24 protein-coding genes are annotated in these 24,184 nt (G+C 61.1%); 5 read left to right on the top strand and 19 right to left on the bottom strand.

From position 1 onward, the window contains the following. Positions 1-16: 16 nt before the first annotated feature. Positions 17-892, bottom strand: a complete 876-nt coding sequence (locus HBN79_RS00535) for a DMT family transporter (RefSeq protein WP_169916121.1) — start codon at positions 890-892, stop codon at positions 17-19. Positions 893-989: 97 nt separating this feature from the next. Here HBN79_RS00535 and HBN79_RS00530 point away from each other — a divergent pair, with 97 nt between their 5' ends. The 3 genes from HBN79_RS00530 to HBN79_RS00520 all read left to right on the top strand — a co-directional run bounded on the left by HBN79_RS00530 (position 990) and on the right by HBN79_RS00520 (position 3,319). Further along, positions 990-1,775 carry a helix-turn-helix transcriptional regulator gene (locus HBN79_RS00530; RefSeq protein WP_169916120.1) on the top strand — a complete coding sequence of 262 codons (786 nt, stop codon included), beginning with the start codon at positions 990-992 and terminating at the stop codon, positions 1,773-1,775. A gap of 63 nt (positions 1,776-1,838) precedes the next feature. Beyond that, positions 1,839-2,120 carry a PsiF family protein gene (locus tag HBN79_RS00525; RefSeq protein WP_095000992.1) on the top strand — a complete coding sequence of 94 codons (282 nt, stop codon included), beginning with the start codon at positions 1,839-1,841 and terminating at the stop codon, positions 2,118-2,120. A gap of 188 nt (positions 2,121-2,308) precedes the next feature. Beyond that, a complete protein-coding gene (locus HBN79_RS00520) occupies positions 2,309-3,319 on the top strand; it encodes an AI-2E family transporter (RefSeq protein ID WP_095000993.1) in 1,011 nt (336 codons plus the stop codon). Between the two features lie 48 nt (positions 3,320-3,367). Here the strand turns inward: HBN79_RS00520 and HBN79_RS00515 are convergent, their stop codons facing one another. Then, positions 3,368-4,633 (bottom strand): Hsp70 family protein, encoded by a 1,266-nt coding sequence (locus HBN79_RS00515; RefSeq protein WP_095000994.1) that lies wholly within the window; start codon positions 4,631-4,633, stop codon positions 3,368-3,370. Between the two features lie 269 nt (positions 4,634-4,902). Between HBN79_RS00515 and cbpA the strand changes: the two genes are divergently transcribed. Next, entirely contained in the window at positions 4,903-5,814 is a 912-nt protein-coding gene (gene cbpA / locus HBN79_RS00510; protein WP_095000995.1) for a curved DNA-binding protein, read from the top strand. Positions 5,815-5,816: 2 nt separating this feature from the next. After that, positions 5,817-6,122 (top strand): chaperone modulator CbpM, encoded by a 306-nt coding sequence (locus HBN79_RS00505; protein ID WP_095000996.1) that lies wholly within the window; start codon positions 5,817-5,819, stop codon positions 6,120-6,122. A 127-nt stretch (positions 6,123-6,249) separates the two neighbouring features. Here the strand turns inward: HBN79_RS00505 and HBN79_RS00500 are convergent, their stop codons facing one another. The 17 genes from HBN79_RS00500 to HBN79_RS00420 form a co-directional block, all read right to left on the bottom strand. Beyond that, positions 6,250-7,383, bottom strand: a complete 1,134-nt coding sequence (locus HBN79_RS00500) for a HAMP domain-containing sensor histidine kinase (RefSeq protein WP_095017665.1) — start codon at positions 7,381-7,383, stop codon at positions 6,250-6,252. Between the two features lie 105 nt (positions 7,384-7,488). Continuing rightward, positions 7,489-9,189 carry an urease subunit alpha gene (ureC, locus tag HBN79_RS00495; RefSeq protein ID WP_095025263.1) on the bottom strand — a complete coding sequence of 567 codons (1,701 nt, stop codon included), beginning with the start codon at positions 9,187-9,189 and terminating at the stop codon, positions 7,489-7,491. A 35-nt stretch (positions 9,190-9,224) separates the two neighbouring features. After that, entirely contained in the window at positions 9,225-9,533 is a 309-nt protein-coding gene (locus tag HBN79_RS00490) for an urease subunit beta (protein ID WP_095000999.1), read from the bottom strand. Next, on the bottom strand, positions 9,530-10,063 hold the full coding sequence (locus tag HBN79_RS00485; protein WP_169916119.1) for a GNAT family N-acetyltransferase: 534 nt from the start codon (positions 10,061-10,063) through the stop codon (positions 9,530-9,532). The genes HBN79_RS00490 and HBN79_RS00485 overlap by 4 nt, the downstream gene beginning before the upstream one ends. Then, a complete protein-coding gene (locus HBN79_RS00480) occupies positions 10,060-10,593 on the bottom strand; it encodes a GNAT family N-acetyltransferase (RefSeq protein WP_095001001.1) in 534 nt (177 codons plus the stop codon). Before HBN79_RS00480 ends, HBN79_RS00485 begins: the two co-directional genes overlap by 4 nt. A gap of 8 nt (positions 10,594-10,601) precedes the next feature. After that, a complete protein-coding gene (gene ureA / locus HBN79_RS00475) occupies positions 10,602-10,904 on the bottom strand; it encodes an urease subunit gamma (protein ID WP_016783355.1) in 303 nt (100 codons plus the stop codon). 81 nt (positions 10,905-10,985) lie between these two features. Continuing rightward, a complete protein-coding gene (locus HBN79_RS00470; protein ID WP_095024333.1) occupies positions 10,986-11,825 on the bottom strand; it encodes an urease accessory protein UreD in 840 nt (279 codons plus the stop codon). 45 nt (positions 11,826-11,870) lie between these two features. After that, positions 11,871-12,569 carry an urea ABC transporter ATP-binding subunit UrtE gene (gene urtE, locus HBN79_RS00465; protein ID WP_169916118.1) on the bottom strand — a complete coding sequence of 233 codons (699 nt, stop codon included), beginning with the start codon at positions 12,567-12,569 and terminating at the stop codon, positions 11,871-11,873. A 39-nt stretch (positions 12,570-12,608) separates the two neighbouring features. Further along, positions 12,609-13,457, bottom strand: a complete 849-nt coding sequence (gene urtD, locus HBN79_RS00460; RefSeq protein WP_095001004.1) for an urea ABC transporter ATP-binding protein UrtD — start codon at positions 13,455-13,457, stop codon at positions 12,609-12,611. Next, complete coding sequence (gene urtC / locus HBN79_RS00455; protein WP_095020797.1) at positions 13,454-14,533, bottom strand: urea ABC transporter permease subunit UrtC; 1,080 nt, start codon at positions 14,531-14,533, stop codon at positions 13,454-13,456. The genes urtD and urtC overlap by 4 nt, the downstream gene beginning before the upstream one ends. Then, entirely contained in the window at positions 14,533-16,035 is a 1,503-nt protein-coding gene (urtB, locus tag HBN79_RS00450; protein WP_095025265.1) for an urea ABC transporter permease subunit UrtB, read from the bottom strand. The genes urtC and urtB overlap by 1 nt, the downstream gene beginning before the upstream one ends. A gap of 149 nt (positions 16,036-16,184) precedes the next feature. Continuing rightward, the gene (gene urtA, locus HBN79_RS00445) at positions 16,185-17,450 is read right to left on the bottom strand and encodes an urea ABC transporter substrate-binding protein (RefSeq protein WP_095017659.1); all 1,266 of its coding nucleotides are present in this window, start codon (positions 17,448-17,450) and stop codon (positions 16,185-16,187) included. Between the two features lie 223 nt (positions 17,451-17,673). Beyond that, positions 17,674-18,684, bottom strand: coding sequence for an iron ABC transporter permease (locus tag HBN79_RS00440; RefSeq protein ID WP_095001008.1), 1,011 nt, complete (start codon positions 18,682-18,684; stop codon positions 17,674-17,676). After that, a complete protein-coding gene (locus tag HBN79_RS00435) occupies positions 18,681-19,631 on the bottom strand; it encodes an ABC transporter substrate-binding protein (protein WP_095001009.1) in 951 nt (316 codons plus the stop codon). Before HBN79_RS00435 ends, HBN79_RS00440 begins: the two co-directional genes overlap by 4 nt. Continuing rightward, a complete protein-coding gene (locus HBN79_RS00430; protein ID WP_095001010.1) occupies positions 19,628-20,416 on the bottom strand; it encodes an ABC transporter ATP-binding protein in 789 nt (262 codons plus the stop codon). The genes HBN79_RS00435 and HBN79_RS00430 overlap by 4 nt, the downstream gene beginning before the upstream one ends. Before the next feature lie 83 nt (positions 20,417-20,499). Continuing rightward, complete coding sequence (locus tag HBN79_RS00425; RefSeq protein ID WP_095031347.1) at positions 20,500-22,626, bottom strand: TonB-dependent receptor; 2,127 nt, start codon at positions 22,624-22,626, stop codon at positions 20,500-20,502. A gap of 165 nt (positions 22,627-22,791) precedes the next feature. Beyond that, a complete protein-coding gene (locus tag HBN79_RS00420; protein WP_095025269.1) occupies positions 22,792-24,168 on the bottom strand; it encodes a PepSY domain-containing protein in 1,377 nt (458 codons plus the stop codon). Positions 24,169-24,184 lie beyond the last annotated feature (16 nt).

The following is a 24,184-nucleotide window of genomic DNA, read 5'->3' as shown; positions in this document are numbered from 1 at the left end:
TGGGGTGAGGGCTAAATCACGCCGCCCGCAACGGCGTAGTCCAGCGCTCCGACAGAATTACCCCTCCCAGAGTCAGCGCCCCGCCAATCAGGTGATAGGCATGTAGTTGCTCTTTGAGCACCACCGCTGCGATCAGCGCGGTAATCAACGGCAGCAGGTTGAAGAACAGCGTGGTACGGCTCGGGCCAAGGTTGGCCACGGCTTTCATCCAGGCCAGCGGTGCGATCATCGACGCCAGCACACAGGCATAAAGCACCAGCCCCATGTTATGCACCGTCGGGCCGACCTTAGGTGAGGCCAGGTACAGCGGAAACAACACCACAATCGCCACCAGCACCTGCATATACAGCATCTGCAGCGGCGGCAGGCGCAGTTGCCATTTTTTCAGCAGGGTGCTGTAAACCGCATAGGCCAGGGTGGCGACCAGCATCATCGCGTCACCCAGGTTGAGGCCATGATCAAGCAAGGCCGCCAGGCTGCCGCTCGACACCACCACCAGTACCCCGACAAACGATACGACCGCGCCCACCAAGGCCCCGGCAGTCAGGCGCTCCCCCAGGCTGATAATCGACATGCTCAGCACCATCAGCGGCATCAATGACAGGATAATGCCCATATTGGTCGCCGACGTACGGGCCGCCGCGTAGTAGGCCAGGCTCTGGTACACCGCCATGCCGAGCACGCCGAGGATGAAAATCTTGCCCAGGTTGGGGCGGATGATCGGCCAGTTGCTCATCACCGGCTTGAGCATAAAGGGGGTAAACAGCAGGCCAGCCAGCAGCCAGCGATAAAAGCCGATCTCGGACGGGAAGATCGCTCCCACCGCAAGCTTGTTGATAACGGTATTGCCGGCCCAGATCAAAATGGCCAGTAGCGGGTAAGCGTATTGCATCGGTGACAACCACAGGGTTAATAAGCGGCGATTATCCGCTTGTCTGTCTGCGAGCCTATACTGCGATCCAGCCAACCTCACCCCGTATCCAGACAGCATGCACAAGAATCTGATCAACGTCCCCGAGTTCGACGGTCTGCCAGCGCCGGTTTACTTTCGCTATGCCGAGATTGAGGCCCACAGCCATGCCGTGCCCCATACCCATGCCTGGGGCTCACTGGATTATGTGGCCCACGGTGTGATGCGCTTTGAAGTCGATGGCCGGCGCTTTATGTCGCCGCCGCAATACGCGGTCTGGGTGCCGCCCAACACCGAGCACAGTGCCTACAACGCCCAGGCGATTGTTTATCGCTCTGTGTATCTGGATGCCGTGCATTGCCAGCACTTGCCGACCACCCCGGTCACCCTGGCTATCAGCGATATTCTCAAGGCCATCCTCAGCGACTTTGCCCGCCGCGATATCAATATCCCGCAAAGCGAAGCCGATATAAGGCTGGCCCGGGTGCTGGTCGATCAATTGCGCCAGGCACCGGTGCATCAGTGCTTCTTGCCTTATGCCAGCCATCCGGGCCTGTTGCTGGTGTTGGAAGCGCTGCAACAGAACCCAGGCGACAACCGCCCGTTGGGCCAGTGGGCGCAGCAGGTGCATGTCAGCGAACGTACATTGGCGCGGGTGTTTGTGCGGGAACTGGGCATGAGCTTTGGCGAGTGGCGTCAGCGTCTGCGGTTTCTGGCCGCGATTGAGGCGCTGGAATCGGCGCGCAGCGTGCAGGACGTGGGCTTCGACCTGGGTTACAGCACCTCGTCGGCGTTTATCGCAATGTTCCAGCGCCAGGCCGGATGTACCCCGGAGCAGTATCGACGTCAGGCACGAGTGCTGTAACAGAGTTTGTCTACACTTCAGGAATCGCGCTGCCCGTTGGCGCGCCAACAAGGAGAAAACTCCATGAAGATGCTGCGTGTTCCTTTGCTGATGATAGGTCTGCTCCTGTGTTCCCAGGGCTTTGCGGCCACGGCCCAACAAAACAAAATGACCACCTGTAACGCTGACGCCAGTGCCAAGGCCCTCAAGGGCGATGAGCGCAAAGCCTTTATGAGTACCTGCCTCAAAGCCAAGCCGGCGACGCAGCAGGACAAGATGAAAACCTGCAATGCCACCGCCGGCACCCAGGCCCTCAAGGGCGATGCGCGCAAAGCCTTTATGAGTGATTGCCTGAAGAAAAAATGATCGGCACTGTGGGAGCGGGCTTGCTCGCGATGGCCTCACTGCGGTTTAACTGACATACCGCAGCGCCTGATTCGCGAGCAAGCCCGCTCCCACAGGGTGTATGCCCTCCCGCCAGTCACAAATTCTAGTGCTCGCAGCTGAAGGCTGGCAGACTGCTTGTCCTTTCACGCTGTCAGTTTTGAGGCTGTATGCCATCGTTTTCTCAGCGTCACATCGTCTTGGCCAGCTACATCATTATTGCTGGCGGCCTGCTATTGGTTTTCCCGTTGCGTTTGTTGCCCAGCCTGCTGGCGGGCTTGTTGGTGTTCGAACTGGTCAATATGCTCACCCCGCAATTGCAGCGTCTGATTGCCGGGCGCCGTGCGCGCTGGCTGGCGGTGGCTTTGCTGGGTACGGTGATTGTCAGCGTACTGGCGCTGATCTTTGCCGGTGCCATCAGTTTTCTGTTGCATGAGGCGGAAAACCCCGGCGCTTCACTGAATAAATTCATGGCCGTAGTCGATCGGGCCCGCGGCCAGTTGCCGCCGTTCCTGGACAGCTACCTGCCAGCCAGTGCTGCCGAGTTCCGGATTGCCATCGGGCAATGGATGAACAAGCACCTCAGCGATCTGCAACTGGTGGGCAAAGACGCCGCGCATATGTTCGTGACCCTGCTGATCGGCATGGTGCTGGGGGCCATCATGGCCTTGCAGACCATTCCTGATATCAGCCGCCGCAAGCCGCTGTCGGCTGCGCTGTTCGAGCGTCTGCACCTGCTGGTACAAGCCTTCCGCAATATCGTTTTTGCGCAAATCAAGATCGCGCTGCTCAACACGGTATTTACCGGGATCTTTCTGGCTGTAGTCCTGCCGCTGCTGGGCGTGCATCTGCCGCTGACCAAAACCCTGATCGTGCTGACCTTCCTGCTGGGTTTGCTGCCGGTGATTGGCAACCTGATTTCCAACACCCTGATCACTATCGTCGGTTTGTCGCTATCGATCTGGGTGGCGATCGGGGCGCTGGGTTATCTGATTGTTATCCACAAGCTGGAATACTTCCTCAACGCCAAGATCGTCGGCGGGCAAATCAGTGCCAAGTCGTGGGAATTGCTGCTGGCGATGCTGGTATTTGAAGCAGCCTTCGGCCTGCCGGGCGTGGTGGCGGGGCCGATCTACTATGCGTATTTGAAGAGTGAGTTGAAGCAGGTGGGGTTGGTGTAACGGCTTGCCCCAACCCTCTCCCGGACGGAGAGGGTTGGGGCGAGGGTTTTAGCCGTAACGCTTTTTGGCCTCAATCGCCAGACCGCTGCCGATGCTGCCGAAGATGTTGCCTTCAACATGCTGCGCATTCGGCAACATGGCCGCGACGCTCTGGCGCAAGGCCGGAATCCCGCTCGAACCACCGGTGAAGAACACCGTATCCACCTGCTCGACACCCACGCCGGCATTGCCCAGCAATTGCGTCACGCTGTTACGGATGCGTTCCAGCTGGTTGTCGATGGACTCTTCAAACATCGCCCGGCTCAGGTTTACGCTCAACCCCGCTTCAACCCGGTCCAGCGGCACATGGCGGCTGTCGTTGTGGGTCAGTTCGATCTTGGTCTGCTCGATTTCCATCGCCAGCCAGTGTCCGGCACGCTGCTCGATCAGTTTGAACAGACGGTCGATACCGCCGGTATCCTCAATGTCGTAACGCATGCTGCCCAGCGACAGCTGGGATTTTTGCGAGTACACGGAGTTGATGGTGTGCCAGGTCGCCAGGTTCATATGATGGCTGGTAGGCATGTAGGCGCCGCTTTTCATGCGGCTGCCGTAGCCGAACAATGGCATCACGCCTTGCAGGCTCAGCTGTTTGTCGAAATCGGTACCGCCCACGTGTACGCCGCCGGTGGCCAGAATATCGTCCTGGCGGTTGTCCAGGCCACGGCGCTCGGGCGACAGGCGCACCAGGGAGAAGTCGGACGTACCACCGCCGATATCGACAATCAGCACCAGCTCTTCGCGCTCGATGGTGGACTCATAGTCAAATGCCGCGGCGATCGGTTCGTACTGGAAGGACACTTCCTTGAAGCCGATGGCGCGGGCCACGTCAGTCAGGGTGTTTTCGGCTTCCTGGTCGGCCAGGGGGTCGTCGTCGACGAAAAATACCGGGCGACCGAGTACCACTTCTTCGAATTCACGACCGGCGGTCGCTTCGGCGCGCTTTTTCAGCTGGGCGATAAACAGCCCCAGCAAGTCCTTGAACGGCATCGCCGTGCCCAGAACGCTGGTGTCGTGCTTGATCAGCTTGGAACCCAGCAGGCTTTTGAGCGAGCGCATCAGGCGGCCTTCGTAGCCTTCCAGGTACTCATGCAGCGCCAGACGGCCGTACACCGGGCGGCGTTCTTCCATATTGAAGAACACCACCGAGGGCAGGGTGATCTTGTCGTCCTCCAGCGCAATGAGGGTTTCCACGCCTGGACGCAGCCAGCCGACGGTGGAGTTTGACGTGCCGAAGTCGATACCGCAGGCACGTGCTGGAGAGGCGCTTTTCATGTCTTTCGTGTTCCGGTCAAAAAACGGCCGCGCAGTGTATGTCAGACCGCCGCAGAATCGAAGCACGACTAATCGTTAAATCGCAGGTTTTAATCCACTTGAAAGACTATCCTTGATCCCCAAACTTCCAGTCATTGGCGTGGCAGTCTTTAGGCTGCCGATAAACATTGGCAGCGCTGTTCTTGAGGCCGGTCAAATGACAGGCCGGGCAACCGGAGCATTCTGGTGACCTGAGCTGCGCGATATTGATAACGGATGGTGATCCTTACATGGACTTCAAAGACTATTACAAGATCCTGGGTGTCGAGCCCACGGCGGACGATAAGGCGATCAAGACCGCCTATCGCAAGCTGGCGCGCAAGTATCACCCGGATGTGAGCAAGGAAAAGGACGCCGAGAGCAAGTTCAAGGATGTCAACGAGGCGTATGAAGCCCTTAAAAGCGCCGAAAAACGCGCTGAATACGACGAAATTCGCAAATACGGCCAGCATGGCCAGCCGTTCCAGGGGCCGCCGGGCTGGCAAGGCCGTTCCAGCGGCGGTTTCGAAGACAATGGCGATTTTTCGGACTTCTTCAGCTCGATCTTCGGTTCGCGTGGTGGCGGTTTTGGTGGGCAATCAGGCCGCAGTGCGGGCCGTCGCGGGCAGGATGTTGAAATGGAATTGCCGATTTTCCTTGAAGAAACCCTGTCGGGTGAGTCCAAGCCCATCAGCTTTCAGATAGGCGGGGTCAGCAAGACCCTGAACGTGAAGATCCCGGCCGGTGTGACCGACGGTGAGCGCATCCGCCTTAAAGGCCAGGGTGGCCCGGGCGTGGGTGGCGGGGCCAACGGTGATCTGTACCTGATCATCCGTTTTGCACCGCATCCGAAGTTCGATGTTGAAGGCCATGACCTGGTTATCACGGTTCCTCTGGCGCCGTGGGAAGCTGCGCTGGGCACCAAGGTGGCGATACCGACCCTGACCAGCAAGGTGATGATGACCATTCGCCCTGACAGCCAGAGCGGTCAGCGCATGCGCATCAAGGGGCACGGCCTGGTGGACAAGCAAGGCCAGCGCGGTGATTTGTATGCGCAACTGAAAGTGGTCATGCCGACCCATGGCGACGAGGCCACCAAGGCCCTGTGGCAAGAACTTGCCGACAAAGCAGCATTTGATCCGAGAGCCCAATGGAGTAACTGATCATGAGCAGCACCCTGATCGTTCAGCTGGACATGGAAAGGTTCTGCGAAGAGGCCAATATCCCGGCCACTTACGTGATAGAGATTGTCGAACACGGAATTATCGAACCTCAGGGCCGCACGCCTGACGTGTGGCGTTTTGAAGACTACGAACTGGTCATCGCCAGACGCGCGGCCAAGCTGCGTGATGATCTGCAGATGGAATGGGAGGGTGTGGCGCTGGCGCTGGACCTGCTCGAAGAAGTGCAGCAGTTGCGTGCTGAAAATCAGCGATTGAAGCAGCAATTGGGGCGGTTTGTGACGCAATAGATGAAGCCTGCCTAAAGGCTCTGTGGGAGCTGGCTTGCCTGCGATGGCCCCGGCGCGGTGTTCCTGATAGACCGCGGCGACTGCATCGCGAGCAAGCCCGCTCCCACAGATTGTGTTTGCCCAGGGCTCAGGCGTTTTTGGGCAACACCACCGTAAACGTCGTGCCCTCGGCTTCGGTCGAGGTCACGTCGATGCTGCCCTGGTGGGCGTCCACCACTTCCTTGATGATAAACAACCCCAGGCCCAGGCTGGTGGATGTACCCGGCTGGGTCAGGTCTTCGCTCGGGCTGCGCACCAGCGGGTCGAACAGGGTGCCCAGGGCATCTTCGGCGATGGGCATGCCCAGGTTGTGCACGCGCAAGGTCACCGCTTCGCTGTCCCCGCTCAGGTGCAATGTCACCTTGCCCCGGCGCGCACCGTGCTGCAGGGCATTGCCGATCAGGTTTTGCAGCAGTTGCCCCAACCGGCGCGGATCCCAGTGCCCTTGCACATCACCTTCGACCTGCAGTGCCGGCGCGCAATCCGGTTGCCCGGCGCAGGCTTCATCCAGCGCCGCCTGGCAGGCCTGGGCAAGGTCCATCGGCTCGGGCTCGATCGGCAGGCTGGTGCCCAGACGGCTGCGCACAAACTCCAGCAGGTCATTGACCATCGCGCCCATATGCCGCGTGCCGTTTCTGATGGCCAGCAGATAAGGCTGCGCCGCAGGGTCAAGGCTGGTTTTGCGCTCCAGCATTTCACTGGACATGCTCACTGCTTGCAACGGTGCGCGCAGGTCATGACCCAGGATGGCAAGGAAGATGTCGCGTGAGCGATTGACCTGTTCGGCATAAGCCGCGGTGGACTCGGCCAGGGCCTGGTCAATGGCTTCGTTGAAGCGGATCATGTCGAGCAGGTGCTCGTGGGCCGGGGCCTGGATGCTGGCGACCCACAGGCGGATGACGCAGGCGCGCAGGTGGCGGAACTCCGAAGTCATCTGCACCAGATCAAAACCCACGGTATGGCGCAGTTCGCCGTGGCTGGCAGCTGCTTCATCCAGCGCAGGGCTCGTTTCGGGGCCTTCACCCTCGGCCTTGGCCTGCTGCTCGCTGGCCGTTTGCGCGGTGTTCATGTCCCGCGAAGCAGCCAGCAGGATTTCCCTGGCATGGTCGCGCAGCGCGACGCTGTTCATGGATTCGGCTGCCGGGGTAATGGTTTCGGCAAACTGCTCCCATTCATCGACGATGCGATCTACATTGAGCACGATGAATTCAGATAGGCCCATGGCCACACGCCTTGCTGCAAGAGCGGTTGTAAAAAATGGAGCCGCATCTTAACGCCAAATGCAGCGTTCCAGTACAACCGCCAATCCCCCTGCAAATACGGGGTGTCAGAACAGGAAGTAGCGCTGTGCCATCGGCAGGACCTCGGCCGGTTCACACCACAGCAATACACCGTCGGCCTTGACCTGATAGGTCTGCGGGTCGACTTCGATCGCGGGCAGATAGCCGTTGTGGATCAGATCCTTTTTCTGCACATCCCGGCAGCCCTTTACCACCGCGATTTGCTTTTGCAAACCCAGCGCTGCGGGGACGCCCGCGTCAAACGCGGCCTGGCTGATAAAGGTCAGGCAGGTGGCGTGGCGCGAGCCGCCGTAGCTGGCGAACATCGGGCGATAGTGAACCGGTTGCGGCGTGGGGATCGAGGCGTTGGCATCGCCCATCAGGCTTGCCGCAATGGCCCCGCCCTTGATGATCAACGTCGGTTTGACGCCGAAGAACGCCGGGCGCCACAGCACCAGGTCGGCCCACTTGCCGACTTCGATCGAGCCCACTTCATGGCTTACGCCATGGGTGATCGCCGGGTTGATGGTGTATTTGGCGATATAGCGCTTGGCGCGGAAGTTATCGTTGCCCGGTGCATCCTCAGGCAGCGGGCCGCGCTGTTTTTTCATCTTGTCGGCAGTTTGCCAGGTGCGCGTGATCACTTCGCCCACCCGGCCCATGGCCTGGCTGTCGGAGCTGATCATCGAGAACGCGCCCAGGTCATGGAGGATGTCTTCGGCGGCGATGGTCTCGCGGCGGATCCGGCTTTCGGCGAAAGCCACGTCCTCGGCGATGCTCGGGTCGAGGTGATGGCAGACCATCAGCATGTCGAGGTGTTCGTCGATGGTGTTGCGCGTAAAAGGCCGCGTCGGGTTGGTGGAGCTGGGCAGCACGTTGGTCAGGCCGCAGGCCTTGATGATGTCCGGCGCATGCCCGCCACCGGCACCTTCGGTGTGATAGGTGTGGATGGTGCGGCCCTTGAAGGCGGCGAGGGTGGTTTCGACAAAGCCCGACTCGTTCAGGGTGTCGCTGTGGATCGCCACTTGCACGTCATAGAGATCGGCAACGGTCAGGCAGTTGTCGATGGACGCCGGGGTGGTGCCCCAGTCTTCGTGCAGCTTGAGGCCGATGGCTCCGGCTTCGACCTGTTCGATCAGCGGTTGCGGCAGGCTGGCGTTGCCCTTGCCGGTAAAGCCCATGTTCATCGGGAACGAATCGGCGGCCTGAAGCATGCGCGCCATGTGCCACGGCCCCGAAGTGCAGGTGGTGGCATTGGTGCCGGTGGCCGGGCCGGTACCGCCGCCGATCATGGTGGTCACGCCGCTGTTGAGCGCTTCTTCGATCTGTTGCGGGCAGATAAAGTGGATATGGGTGTCGATGCCGCCTGCGGTGAGGATCATGCCTTCGCCGGCGATCACTTCGGTGCTGGCGCCGATGGCGATGGTGACGTTGGGCTGGATATCCGGGTTGCCGGCCTTGCCGATGGCGTGGATGCGCCCGTTCTTGAGGCCCACATCGGCTTTGACGATGCCCCAGTGATCGATAATCAGCGCATTGGTGATCAGCGTGTCGACCACTTCACTGGCGAGCAGTTGGCTCTGCCCCATGCCGTCACGAATCACCTTGCCACCGCCGAACTTCACTTCTTCGCCGTAGGTGGTGAAGTCGTGCTCGACCTCAATCCACAACTCGGTGTCGGCCAGGCGGATCTTGTCGCCGACGGTGGGGCCGAACATGTCGGCGTAAGCCTGACGGGAGATTTTCATGGTGAGTTCCTAAAAATTGGTTCGGACCCTGTGGGTCAATCCAGATTGCCCATCACCCGCCCGGCGAAGCCGAACACCCGGCGCAGACCGGCCAGTTCCACCAGTTCGACTTCACGGGTTTGCCCCGGCTCGAAGCGCACGGCGGTGCCAGCCGGAATGTTCAGGCGCATGCCGCGACTGTCGCCACGGTCAAACATCAGGGCGTCGTTGGTTTCAAAAAAGTGATAATGCGAGCCGACCTGGATCGGGCGGTCGCCACGATTGGCTACGCTCAGGACCAGGGTGCGGCGGCCGACGTTCAGTTCGATCTCGCCCGACTCAATGCGGTATTCGCCCGGGATCATTGCGGCTCACTCAGGGTCTTGAAGTAGATGGCCGTGGGGCTGTAGTGGCCGTCGGGGCTTTGGCAGTAGTTGGGCAACTCGCCCACGCGGGTGTAGCCCAGGGCACTGTAGAAGTTCTCCGCCGGGGAGCCGGCTTCGGTGTCCAGGTGCAATAGGCCGCGCTTTTGCTCGCGGGCGCCTTGCTCCAGGGCGTGGATCAGTACCTGTCCCAGGCCGCGGCGACGCACTTCATTGAGCACCAGCAGTTTTTGCACCTCGGCACGGTTCAGGCCGTTGGCCTTCTGGCACAGCACCAGTTGCACGCTGGCCAGCACGCGCTGGTCTTCGACCAGTACCCACAGCAGCAGATTGCCTTGTTCCAGTTGCCCGTGAACTTCGTTGAAGTAACGGCTGGCCTGAGGCTGATCCAGGTCGCTCATGAAACCCACCGATGCACCGTGCCCGACCGCATCGAGCAGCAGCACAATCAAGTCATCGCGGTATTGAGCAAAGCTCTGCGCCGTCACGCGTACCACCTGTTCGGCGTTCATTGTGCGAGCTCCTTGGGCGGCAGGGCGCCGGGGTTAAGCATCAGTTGCATAAAAGTCAGGTCTAGCCAGCGGCCGAACTTGATCCCCACTTGCGGCATGCGCCCGCTGGTGACAAAGCCCAGTTGCCTGTGGACATGGATCGAGGCCGCGTTGGCGCCTTCGATGGCGGCGACCATCACATGCTTGTCGCAGGCACGGGCGCGTTTGATCAACTCGGCCAGCAACTGTGGCCCGAGTTTTTTGCCGCGCTGCTCGGGGTGGATATACACCGAGTGCTCAACGGTATGGCGAAAGCCCTCGAACGGCCGCCAGTCGCCGAACGAGGCATAGCCCAGGGCGATATTGGTGTCGTCGACGATCACCAGAATCGGGTAACCCTGGGCCTGGCGTGCGTCGAACCACTGCTGGCGGTTGTCCAGGTCTACGGTGTTTTCGTTCCATATGGCCAGGGTGTTGAGCACCGCATCGTTGTAGATATCGCGAATCGCCGGCAGATCCGCCGCGACTGCATCACGAATGACATAAGACATGCTCGGCCTCAGGCGATGGGTTGGTGGACGGTGACCAGCTTGGTGCCATCCGGGAAGGTGGCTTCGACCTGGATATCGGGGATCATTTCCGGAATGCCTTCCATAACCTGGTCGCGGGTCAGCAGGGTGGTGCCGTAGTGCATCAGCTCGGCGACGGTGCGGCCATCGCGGGCACCTTCGAGCAGGGCTGCGGAGATATAGGCGATGGTTTCCGGGTAGTTGAGAATCACACCGCGGGCCAACCGCCGCTCGGCCAGCAGGCCGGCGGTGAAGATCAGCATCTTGTCTTTTTCGCGTGGAGTCAGGTCCATGGTCGGGTCCGTGTTCGGCAGTTAAAAATGAGTCGGGCCATGGCCCTCACCCTAACCCTCTCCCAGAGGGTGAGGGGCTCTTCAGGTACTCCAGATGCGTGGCGCCAACGCCTCGCGCCCCAGCAATGCCGGGCGCAGCAAGCGCCATAAATCGATCAGCCAGCTGCGCGCCTGCAAGGCTTCACTGGCCAGGCAGCGCGCTACCAGTAAACCCGGTAATTGAGTCAAATCACCGCGTACCGGGTTGGCCAGCGCGCGGCAGCGTTCCAGCAGCTCGGCACTGACTTCACCCGTTACCAGCAAGGTGGCAAACACCGGGTTGCCATCCAGGCCGATGGGCGAGTCCAGCAGCCCGTCGCCGCCTGCAATGCGCTGGCGTTCATGCCAGAGCAACTGGCCGTCGCGGCGGATATCCAGGCGTGACTGAAAATGCCCGTGCTCAAAACGCTCGCCGCTGGCCAGCCGCCCCAACGCCACCATGTCCCAGTAAAACAGCCGTGCATCGTCTGCAAGTTCGATACGGGTGGTGAGTTCGGCCTGGGCTGAGCTGAACACGATGGTTTCTTGCGGCAGCCATTCCAGGGTCGCGCCGGCAGCCACGTTCAATTCGACTGTCTGGTAGGCCGGGCCCGCCGCGCGATACCACTTGGCCGCGCCGGGGCTGGTCAATTGCGCCCAGGCATCGGGGCCGACGCTGGCGCTGATATTCAGTTGGTCACCCCCGGCAATCCCCCCCGGCGGGTGGACGATGATGTGCTGGCACACCTCGGGGCCTTCGGCGTACAAATGCTTTTGCACCCGCAACGGGCCGAGGTGGCGCCGCAGGGTAGGGCGGGTGCTGTCGCCAAAACGGCCATAGCCCAGCTCCAGCTCGGCGAGCCAGCTGGGGGTGAACAATGCGGTATTGGCCGGCAGGTTCATATGTAGGACTTCTTTGTAAGAAAAGCACCAGGAAAGAGGGACAGATTAAATCGTCACCAGCCCGCGCACACCCTCTGTTTGCATATTTTCGCCACGCCCCTGTTGCACGATTTCACCTCGCGACATCACCAGATACTGATCGGCCAGTTCTTCGGCAAAGTCATAAAACTGCTCCACCAGCAAAATCGCCATATCGCCGCGGGCGGCGAGCATTTTGATCACTGCGCCGATCTCCTTGATCACCGAGGGCTGGATGCCTTCGGTGGGCTCGTCGAGGATCAGCAGACGCGGGCGGCTGGCCAGTGCGCGACCGATGGCCAGCTGTTGCTGCTGGCCGCCGGACAAATCGCCGCCGCGCCGGTGTTTCATTTGCAGCAGCACCGGGAACAGTTCGTAGATAAACGCCGGCACTTCCCTGGCCTCGGCGCCGGGAAAGCGCGACAGGCCCATCAGCAGGTTTTCTTCCACTGTCAGGCGCCCGAAAATCTCCCGGCCCTGGGGCACATAGGCGATCCCGGCGTGGACCCGCTGATGAGGCTTGAGCGTGATGATGGGCTGGCCCTCCCACTGCACGCTGCCTTCCTTGACCGGCAACAGGCCCATCAGGCATTTGAGCAGGGTGGTCTTGCCCACGCCATTACGGCCGAGCAGGCAGGTGACTTCACCGACTTTGACCTCGAAGGACAGGCCGCGAAGGATATGGCTGCCGCCGTAGTATTGGTGCAGTTTTTCGACGTTAAGCATGTTCAGTTCTCTCCATGCCCCTGTGGGAGCGGGCAGTTTTCAGCGACCCAGGTAGACTTCGATCACCCGTTCATCCGCCTGCACCTGCTCCAGCGAGCCTTCGGCCAATACGCTGCCCTGGTGCAGCACGGTGACGTGGTCGGCAATCGAGCCGACAAAGCCCATGTCATGCTCCACCACCATCAGCGAATGTTTGCCCGCCAGACTCTTGAACAGCTCGGCGGTGAATTCGGTTTCGGCATCGGTCATGCCCGCCACCGGCTCGTCGAGCAACAGCAGTTGCGGGTCCTGCATCAACAACATGCCGATTTCCAGAAACTGTTTCTGCCCGTGGGACAACAGCCCCGCAGGCCGCAGGGCCGAGCCGGTCAGGCGGATGGTATGCAGCACTTCGCCGATACGGTCCTTTTGCTCTCCTGTCAGTTTCGCGCGCAGGCTGGCCCACACCGACTTGTCGGTCTTCTGCGCCAGCTCCAGGTTCTCGAACACGCTCAGGGCCTCGAATACCGTGGGCTTTTGGAACTTGCGGCCAATCCCGGCCTGGGCGATCTGCACTTCGCTCATCTGGCGCAGGTCGAGGGTTTCGCCAAACCAGGCCTGGCCTTCGCTGGGCCGGGTCTTGCCGGTGATCACATCCATCATGGTGGTCTTGCCCGCACCATTGGGGCCGATGATGCAGCGCAGTTCACCGACGCCGATATACAGGTTGAGGTTGTTCAGGGCCTTGAAGCCATCGAAGCTGACGCTGATGTCTTCCAGGGTCAGGAGGGTGCCGTGGCGGGTGTTCAGGCCCGGCCCGGCGGCTTGTCCCAGGCCGATGGCGTCGCGACTGCTGCCAGCGTCCAGCACCGGTTCGAGCATGAACTCGGCGGTCGGTGTGATTCTCATTGTTCGCCCCTTTTCTTCAGCAGGCCGATCACGCCTTTAGGCAGGTACAGGGTCACGACGATAAACAGCGCCCCGAGAAAGAACAGCCAGTATTCGGGGAAGGCCACGGTAAACCAGCTTTTCATGCCATTGACCACGCCTGCCCCCAGCAGCGGGCCGATCAGGGTGCCGCGCCCGCCGAGGGCGACCCATACGGCGGCTTCGATGGAGTTGGTCGGCGACATTTCACCCGGGTTGATAATGCCCACCTGGGGCACATACAAGGCCCCGGCCAGGCCGCACAGCACGGCGCTCAGTACCCAGACGAACAGCTTGAAACCGCGCGGGTCGTAGCCGCAGAACATCAGGCGGTTTTCCGCGTCGCGCAGTGCGGTCAATACCCGGCCGAACTTGCTGCGCGCCAGTCGCCAGCCAAGGAACAGGCTGGTCACCAGCAGCAGCACGGTGGCCAGAAACAGCGCCGCGCGTGTGCCCGGCTCGGTGATGCCAAAGCCCAGAATACTGCGAAAATTGGTGAAGCCGTTGTTGCCGCCAAAGCCGGTTTCGTTGCGGAAAAACAGCAGCATTCCGGCGAAAGTCAGGGCCTGGGTCATGATCGAGAAGTACACGCCCTTGATCCGCGAGCGAAAGGCGAAAAAGCCGAACACCAGGGCCAGCAGGCCGGGGGCCAATACCACCAGACACATTGCCCACCAGAAATGCTCGGTACCGACCCAGTACCATGGCAGCTCGGTCCACGACAAAAAGGTCATAAAGGCCGGCAGCTCGTCGCCCGAGGCCTGGCGCATCAGGTACATGCCCATTGCGTAACCGCCCAGGGCGAAGAACAGGCCATGGCCGAGCGACAGCAGCCCGGCGTAGCCCCAGACCAGATCCAGGGCCAGGGCGACAATGGCGTAGCAGAGAATCTTGCCCACCAGCGTCAGCGTGTAGGCCGAGACCTGCAACGGGCTGTCGGCGGGCAACAGCGAGAGCAGCGGCAGGGCCAGCAATACCAGCAGGACCAGAACGCCCACCAGTGTAGTGACCGCAGGTCCGGCCTTTTGTGCAGCAGTGACCATCAGAGGCTGATTCATCAGTCGATCACCCGTCCTTTAAGCGCGAAGAGCCCCTGCGGACGCTTCTGGATAAACAGAATGATCAGTCCCAGGATCAGGATTTTGCCCAGCACGGCACCGATCTGCGGTTCGAGGATCTTGTTGGCGATACCCAGGCCAAAGGCCGCATACACAGTACCGGCCAATTGGCCGACGCCGCCCAGCACCACCACCAGAAACGAGTCGATGATGTAGCCCTGTCCCAGATCCGGGCCCACGTTGCCGACCTGGCTCAAGGCCACGCCGCCAAGTCCGGCAATCCCCGAGCCCAGGCCGAAGGCGAGCATGTCCACGCGCCCGGTGGGTACACCGCAGCAGGCAGCCATGTTGCGGTTCTGGGTAACGGCGCGCACGTTGAGGCCCAAACGGGTCTTGTTCAGCAGCAGCCAGGTCAGTACCACCACGGCCAGGGCGAAGACGATGATCACCAGACGGTTATACGGCAACACCAGGTTGGGCAGCACTTGCAGCCCGCCCGACAGCCAGGCCGGGTTGGCCACTTCGACGTTTTGCGCGCCGAACAGCACACGTACCAGCTGGATCAGGATCAGGCTGATGCCCCAGGTGGCAAGCAATGTCTCCAGCGGGCGGCCGTAGAGGTGACGGATGATGGTGCGCTCCAGCAGCATGCCCACGGCTGCGGTAACGAAGAACGCCACGGGCAGGGCCAGCAGCGGGTAGAACTCGATGGCGCCGGGAGCAAAGCGCTGGAACAGCAACTGCACGCAGTAGGTGGAATAGGCGCCGAGCATCAGCATTTCGCCGTGGGCCATATTGATCACCCCCAGCAGGCCAAAGGTGATGGCCAGGCCGAGTGCAGCCAGCAGCAGGATCGATCCGAGGGACAAACCGCTGAACGCCTGCCCCAGCAGGTCGCCGATCAGCAGCTTGCGTTTGATTTGCACCAGGCTGGTTTCGGCGGCGGTGTGCACGCTGGCATCGGTTTCTACCCCTGGTTGCAGCAGGTTTTCGAGGCGGGTGCGGGCCAGCGGTTCGCCAGTTTCGCCCAGCAGGCGCACGGCGGCCAGACGCACGGCAGGGTTGGGGTCGACCAATTGCAGATTGGCCAGCGCCAGGCTTAATGCGCTGTGCACATCGCTGTCCTTTTCAGCGGCCAGTTGTTGGTCGAGGAAATTGAGTTGCGCCGGTTTGGCGGATTTCTGCAATTGTTGCGCTGCGCTCAAGCGCAGCTTGGGGTCGGCTGCCAGCAGTTGATGGCTGGCCAGTGCGGTATCGATCAAGCCGCGCAAGCGGTTGTTCAGGCGCAGGGTTTTAACCTGGCCGTCTACGGTGACCTGGCCCTGTTGCAGGCTGTTGATCAGTTCGATGCGGGCGGGCGCGGGTTGTGCGGCCCAGCTTTCCAGGAGTTGGGCTTGCTGGGCGTTATTGGCTGCGGCGAAGTCGCTGGCGTCGTCGGCGTGGGCGGCCAGGGGCAGCAACAGCAGTAGCGCGACGATAACGCGGTAAAGGGCAGTGGGCATAGTTATGGCCTTGCACAGATAGAAGCAATTCAACACACCTGTGGGAGCGGGCTTGCTCGCGATGCAGGCAACGCGGTCTTTCAGTCAAACCGTGTTGACTGCATCGCGAGCAAGCCCGCTCCCACAAAAGCACAACGATGAGGCTGGCCTCAGTTACTCTTCACCGCGTAATCCGGCTTCTTGTCATTGCCCGGGATGTAAGGGCTCCACGGCTGGGCGCGGATCGGCCCTTCGGTCTGCCATACCACGCTGAACTGCCCGTCCGGCTGGATCTCGCCGATCATTACCGGCTTGTGCAGGTGATGGTTGGTCTTGTCCATCGTCAGGGTGTAGCCCGAAGGCGCGGCAAAGGTCTGGCCCGCCAGGGCTTCGCGCACCTTGTCGACATCGGTGGACTTGGCTTTTTCGGCCGCCTGGGCCCACATGTGAATGCCCACGTAGGTGGCTTCCATCGGGTCGTTGGTCACGGCCTTGTCGGCGCCCGGCAGGTTGTGTTTTTTGGCGTAGGCTTTCCAGTCAGCCACGAATTTGGCGTTGACCGGGTTCTCTACCGACTGGAAGTAGTTCCACGCCGCCAGGTTACCCACCAGCGGTTTGGTGTCGATGCCGCGCAGCTCCTCTTCACCCACCGAGAACGCGATCACCGGCACGTCGGTCGCTTTCAGGCCCTGGTTGGCCAGCTCTTTATAGAAGGGCACGTTGGAGTCACCGTTGACCGTGGAGATCACCGCTGTCTTGCCGCCCGCCGAGAACTTTTTGATATTGGCCACGATGGTCTGGTAGTCGCTGTGGCCAAACGGGGTGTAGACCTCTTCGATGTCCTTGTCGGCCACGCCTTTGGAATGCAGGAATGCGCGCAGGATCTTGTTGGTGGTGCGCGGGTACACGTAGTCGGTGCCCAGCAGCACAAAACGTTTGGCGCTGCCGCCGTCTTCGCTCATCAGGTATTCCACCGCTGGAATCGCTTGCTGGTTCGGCGCCGCGCCGGTGTAGAAGACGTTGGGCGACATCTCTTCGCCTTCGTATTGCACCGGGTAGAACAGCAGGCCGTTGAGTTCTTCAAACACCGGCAGTACCGATTTGCGCGACACCGATGTCCAGCAGCCGAACACCACCGCAACCTTGTCCTGAGTCAGCAACTGACGGCCCTTTTCGGCAAACAGTGGCCAGTTGGAGGCCGGGTCGACCACTACGGGTTCGAGCATCTTGCCGTTGACACCGCCCTTGGCGTTGATCTCGTCAATGGTCATCAGGGCCATGTCTTTGAGCGAGGTTTCGGAGATCGCCATGGTTCCGGACAACGAATGCAAAATCCCTACTTTGATGGTCTCGGCGGCTTGCACCGTCCAGGTCATGCCCATGGCTGCGATGGAGGCGCTCAGGGTGAAAGCCTTGATCAAGCTACGACGCTTCATGGTGCGATCTCCAGGTCTCTGATTTTTAGTGATGAATTCAATGACTGGAGAGGTCTTTAGCAAAGGCTGTGCCTATACCTGAAAAGGGCTCTGGAACAGTATTTTGCGCGAAGAGTGGGCGCGACGACGCACCCGTTTGGTGCCGCCGGGAAGGCGTGGTGCGGGGTTATGCTTCACCTTGGTGCTTTGCGGGTTTGACTCACTACCGCCCTGTCAGGCGGTGTTAGCGTTTGCGCATCAACCCGATAAAAAACAGCCCGCCAATCGCCGCCGTGGCCACGCCTATGGGCAGGTCTTCGGGGGCGATCAGGGTGCGTGCCGCCACGTCGACCCAGACCAGGAACACACTGCCCAGCAAGGCGGATACCGGCAGCAGACGTCGATGCTCCGCGCCCACCAGGCGGCGGGCGATATGCGGAATCATCAGCCCGACAAAACCAATGGAGCCACTGATGGCCACCAGCACGCCGGTCATCAGCGAGGCGATCAAAAATACCCGCAGGCGCACATTGCGCGCATTCAAGCCCAGGGTCACGGCGGTTTGTTCGCCGGCCATCAGGGCATTCAGCGGGCGTGCCATACCCAGCAGCAACACCAGCCCCAGCAGCACGCTGGCGCTGGGGATGGCCAGCAGCTCCCAGCGCGCCAGTCCCAGCCCGCCGAGCATCCAGAACAGCACCGCGGAACTGGCCCGGTGGTCGCCCAGAAACAGCAGGGTATTGGCCACGGCCATCATCACAAAGGATACGGCCACGCCGCACAGCAGCAAACGGTCGCTGTCGAGCCGGCCGTGTCGGCTGGCGATGGCCAGTACCAGAGCCATGCTCAACAGCGCCCCGATAAATGCGGCAATGGGCAGGGTCAGCAGCCCGACGATTTCGCCCACATGCAGCACCACAATCACCGCCCCCAGCGTGGCGCCGCTGGTCACACCCAGCAGGTGCGGGTCGGCCAGGGGGTTGCGGGTCACGGCCTGCAACACCGCGCCGATCAGTGCCAGCCCTGCGCCCACCAGCGCCCCCAGCAACATGCGCGGCACGCGGATCAGCCACACGATATGTTCCTGGCCCGCGCTCCAGTTAACGTCGCCGATGCCAAACAGCTTGTGCAGCAGAATCTGCCACACCACGTCCACTGGCACCCGCGCCGGGCCAAAACCCAGCGAAACCACACACGACACCAGCAGCAATGCGCCAAGACCAGTCAGCAACAGGGCGTAGCGGCTGGCCATCATTGCGGGTGAAAGCCTTTAGCCAGGGTTTCGATGGCGAGCACATTGTCGATGCCCGGCGTGGCCTGCACATAAGGGATAACGATAAAGCGCTTGTTACGGATCGCGTCTACCGATTGCAGCGCCGGGTTGGTTTCCAGGAAGCGTTGTTTCTGCTCGGCGGTGACCTCGCTGTAATCAACGATCACGATGACTTCGGGGTTGCGCTCGACCACGGTTTCCCAATTGATACGGGTCCAGCTGGCGTCGATATCGCTGAGGATATCGTTGCCACCGGCGGCTTCGATCAATGCGTGGGGGATACCCAGTTTGCCCGAAGTCATGGCCCGGTCTTCACCGCTGTCATACAGGAAAACCCGGGGCTTCGAGGTGGGCAGGGTGTTTTGGACGTCTGCAATTTTTGCCTGCATCTGGGCGATCAACGCACTGGCGCGATCCTGCACGTCGAAGATCCTGCCCAGGTTGCGCAGGTCGTTATAGGTGTCTTCCATGCTGGCGGGCGGGCGCTTCATCACAAATGCGCAGGACTCGGTCAGCTCATACACATTGATGCCCAGCGGGGTCAGGGTTTGCGGCGTGAGGTCGCCGCCCACGCGCATGCCGTAGTCCCAGCCGGCGAAGAAGAAATCGACGTTGGCATTGAGCAGGGTTTCCACTGACGGGTATTTGCTCGCCAGTTCCGGCAGACCATCGAGGATCACTTTCATCTGCGGGGTCACGGCCTTCCACCCGCTGATCCCGCTGTAGCCGGCCATGTGTGGCTTGAGACCGAGGGCGAGCATCATCTGGGTCATGTTGATGTCATGGCTGACCGCGTGTTTGGGGGCCTGGTCGAAGGTTACGTCGCGATTGCAACTCTTGATAGTCAGCGGGTACTGCGTGGCCTCGGCAAAGGCCAGGGGCGAGGCGAGCACTGCGCCCAGGCAGAGGGCGAAACGAATCAGGTTCATGCGTGGGTTATCCAGGTTATGCGCGGGTAGCCGGACAGCGGATGGTCGTCGATCAGGGCCGCCACGCCAAACACGTCGCGCAACAGCTCCACAGTCAAGACTTCACGGGGCGTGCCGCTGGCGATGATCTTGCCGTGGTCAATGACGTACAGCCGGTCACAAAAGGCAGCGGCCAGATTGAGGTCGTGGATGCTGGCCAGGGTGCCGATGTTCAGGCGCTTGACCAGTTGCAGCAACTCCAGCTGATAGCGCGGGTCGAGGTGATTGGTGGGCTCGTCGAGGATCAGCAGTTCGGGTTGCTGGGTCAGGGCACGGGCCAGGATCACCCGTTGTTTTTCGCCGCCCGAGAGGGTGGCGAAAGCGTGGTCTTCAAAACCCTGCAGGCCGACGGATGCGAGGGCGTTTGTGGCCAGTTGGCGATCAGCTTGGGTGTCGCCATCGAACAGGCCTTTGTGCGGGGTACGGCCCATGGCGACCACTTCATCGACGGTCAGGCCGAAAGTGTCGGGGAATTCTTGCAACACCACGGCGATGCGTTGCGCGCACCAGCGGGGTGATTGCTGCCAGAGATTGTGGCGGTCGAGCTGGACAGTGCCCGATTGCGGCTTGCTGAAACGGTAGGCGCAGCGCAACAGGCTGGTCTTGCCGCTGCCGTTGGGCCCGATCAGCCCCACAAACTCACCCGCCGCGACATGCAGGTTGGCATCACGCAGCTGGAACTGGTGATGGCAATGGCCGTGGCCCAGAGGGCTCCAGGCGAGCTGGGTGAGGGTGAGGCGGGTCATAAAAGTCCGGTTGTTCTTTAAAGTCAAAAGCCCCTCACCCTAGCCCTCTCCCTCCGGGAGAGGGTTAGGGTGAGGGCCAGCGGTTAAAAGGTGTAATCAGCCGTCACGAAAAACGAACGCGGTTCGCCCATGATCCATTGCTGGCCGCCATTGTATTGGGTTACGGCGTACTGGCGGTCGAACAAATTGTTCAAACGCAAACCCAGGGTGGTTTTGGGCATCGCTTTCCAGCTCACGCTGGCGTCTACCACGGTGTAGCTCGGCAGCTCGACGTTGTTGGCCATGTCGGCATAACGCGAGTCGACATAGCGCACGCCGGCACCGGCACTTACATCATCGTTGATGGCCTTGCTCAACCACAGATTGGCGGTGCGACGGGGTACGTCGGTGGGACGGTTGCCTTTGCGCGATACGCCTTCATCGTCGAACTTGTCGTACTGCGCGCGCACCACCGAGGCGTTGGCTTGCAACGCCCAGCGCTGCGGCAGTTGCAGGTCAAGGCTGGCTTCCAGGCCGCTGGAGGACTGCTCGCCCACTTGCAGCGTATTGCCCGGGATATTCGGGTCGGAGGTCAGCAGGTCTTTTTTGACAATGTGATAGGCCGCTAGGGTCCATTCGCCGCGCTGATCCCAGAACATCTGCTTGAAGCCGATTTCGGTCTGGCGCGCATGGGCCAGCTCGAAGTTTTGCTGCTTTTCGCTCAGGCTGATCAAGCCGCCCACGCCATCAACGCTGGTGGCTTGCTGGGCATAGATCGACATGTCCGGGGTCAGTTCGTATACCAACCCGACTTTCCAGCTGTTGGCCGACAGGCTGCGGTCAGTTCGAGTGGCGTCGCCATTGACCGCGAAGTCATCGCGGTCCAGATGCACGATATCGCGGCGCACGCCGGTGACCAGCGACAGTTGATCGCTCAGCTCGGTGCGGTTTTCGGCGAACAGCGAAACCTGTTGCGTGGTGGTGGTGTATTGATCGCGGTACGGCGAGTCACTTTCAAATTCGCCACGATCCGGGTGGTACAGGTCAATCGGCTGACCGTTTTCATTCACGTCTTTATACGGCGAGTTGCTGTGCAGGTTGAAGTGGATGCGGTTGTAATCCGCGCCCACCAGGGTTCTGCTTTCAAGGCCGAACAGGTCGTGGTTGAGGGTGAAGGTCTGGCGGTCGCCGACTTGTTCCTGCTCGTGCTTGATGCTGAAGTAGCCCCTGCGCAGCAAGGTCTGCTGGCTTTCATTCCAGGCGTGGTTTTCGGCGTTCTGCCAGCGGCGTTGGGCCTTGAGGTAATACAGCTCGTTGTTGGCACTGAGGGCGTCGTTGATCTGCCATTCAGTATTGAGGCGCGTCCACTGGTCGTTGTAATGCAGTTTTGCATCGCGCACGTTGTAGTTCTTGTCCCGCAGGCTCTGGTGATACCGGCCATTGATCAGCGGTACGCCGAAATCGTTTTGCGGCTCCTGATCGCCATAGTCGTGGCTCAGGGTAAACGCCAGGTCATCGCTGGCCTGCCAGCGCAGAGCGGCGCTGACAAAGGTGTTTTCGGAGTCGCCGTGGTCGATCCAGCCATTGCTCTGGACGTGGTTGATATTCAACCGATAGCTCAGGGTATCGGTCAGCGAGCCACCGCTGTCGAGTGCCTGCTGGCGGGTGTCGTACGAGCCGTAGCCCACACGGACATGGTTTTCTATGGCACCGGAGAAGGGTTTTTTCGGGATTACGTTAATCACTGCGCCGGTAGCGCCTTCGCCATACAGCACCGAGGCCGGGCCGCGCAGCACGTCGATGCGTTCCACCGACCAGTCGTCCACCGGGAAGGTCACGGTGCCCGCGCCGCTGTACATGCGTACGCCGTCATAGAGCTGCATCACCGAGCCTTCGCCGACAAAGCCCCGGGCCGAATAGGCGGAGCCGCCGTTGCCCGGTGTGCCGGTGTTGCTGATGCCGGTGGTGCGGGTCACGGCGTCCTGCACGCTGCGGTCGCCACGGGCGCGGATTTGCGCGCCGGTCAGGCTTTCAACGCTGGCAGGCGTTTCGAGACCGGTAAGGTTCAGGCGTGAGCCGGCGCTGGTGGCGGTCTTGAGGTCGATGCTTTCAATCTCGACTTCAGGCGCGGTAACGCTCGCGGCAGGCAGCATCAGAGAGGGGGCGGCGTCATCGGCCTGGGCGCTGTTCAGCGCCAGCAGGCAGAGACTGGACAAAAAGTACTTGTTCATCAGGGCAGTGAGTCGCTTATTTCAGAGGGTGTCCCCGCTGCCTCCTGGCGGCGGGTGATGGAGCTTAAATGGTTTTGTTATACAGTAACACTTATTTCGCGCATGATATTGGCGTGCCATTATAGGGGTGGCTCTGCAATGCGCCTCTCGGATGGTTCATGCTGGTTATGAAAGGCGCTCATCCGGCCGTAGTTTGCGCACCATCAGCCATAACCGGTCGAGCCCCCACACTGCGATCAACGAGGCGCCCACCAGCGGGAACGCGATAGCCAGAGCGAGCATGATGGCAACGCCGGCCTTCCAGGTCGGCAGGTCGTGACGCAGCGGCGGAACCCCCAAACCGCCTTGCGGGCGACGCTTCCACCAGATCACCAGGCCGCTTACGGAACTGAGCAGGATCATCAGGCACACCAGCAGCATCACGATCTGGTTGAGCGGGCCAAACAACTTGCCTTCGTGCAGCATCACGCCCATTTCGGTGGCGCGGGCGACATTGCTGTAATGCTGCCAACGCACGTCGGCCAGTACCGTGCCGGTGTATTGATCGACATGCAGGGTGGCGTCGTTACGCGGGTCGTCGGCGAATACGGCAATGGTGAATACGCCGGTAGCGGTGGTCGGCAGGGTGATGCTGTAGCCGGCCTCGACCTGGCGGGCCGTGGCGGTGTCGACCACCGCTTGCAGGGTGATGCCGGGGGCGGCGGGGCCTGAGGTGTGCGCGGCGTGGGCCATATGTTCGGCGTGGGCGCCGGAGACCGGCATCGGTGTGTTTTCCATTGCCCAGGGCACGGTCTGGCGGTTGGCGGTATTGAGGCTGCGGGCCTCGATATCAGACTTCGGCACGTCGTTCCACATGGCTACCGGGAAACGGTTCCACAGGTCGGCATATTGCTTGCCCCAGAAGCCGGTCCAGGTCATGCCGCTGATCAACATGAACAGCAGCAAGGCGGCCCCCCAGAACCCTGTGACAACGTGAAGGTCGCGCCATAGCACGCGCCCGCGCCTGCTCAGGCGCGGCCATAGAATTCCGGCAGCCGATTGCCCCCGCGGCCACCACAGGAACAGGCCGGACACCACCAGCACCACGCCCCAGCCAGCGGCCAGTTCCACCAGCCGGTCGCCGAGGGTGCCGATCATCAATTCGCCGTGCAGGGCGCGCGCCACGGCTTGCAGGTTGAGCTTGGCATCCTGCTCGCCCAGCACCTGGCCGGTGTAGGGGTTGATAAACACATTGAGCTCGTGCCCGTCGTTGTGAACCACGAACTGGCCGCTGCGTTGCGGATTGATCGGCGGCAGGTACTGGCTGATATGGCCCTGTGGATAAGTGGCCTGCACACGGCTGAGTTGCTCATCGGCGCTGAGGCTGTGATGGGCCGGGGTGACGTTGAGCAGATGGTCGTACAGCAGTGGATCAAGCTGGGGTTTGAACAGGTAAATGATCCCGGTCAGGGCAAGCAGGATCATAAACGGGGCGACAAACAACCCGGCGTAGAAATGCCAGCGCCAGGCCAGGTTGTAGAAAGACGGTGTTGGTCGGCTCATGTGAGCGGCTCCGCAA

Origin of the sequence: Pseudomonas sp. WS 5051, assembly GCF_012985715.1 — a bacterium.
GTDB classification, from domain to species: domain Bacteria; phylum Pseudomonadota; class Gammaproteobacteria; order Pseudomonadales; family Pseudomonadaceae; genus Aquipseudomonas; species Aquipseudomonas bubulae.
This window is presented reverse-complemented; position numbering and strand designations above follow the sequence as displayed.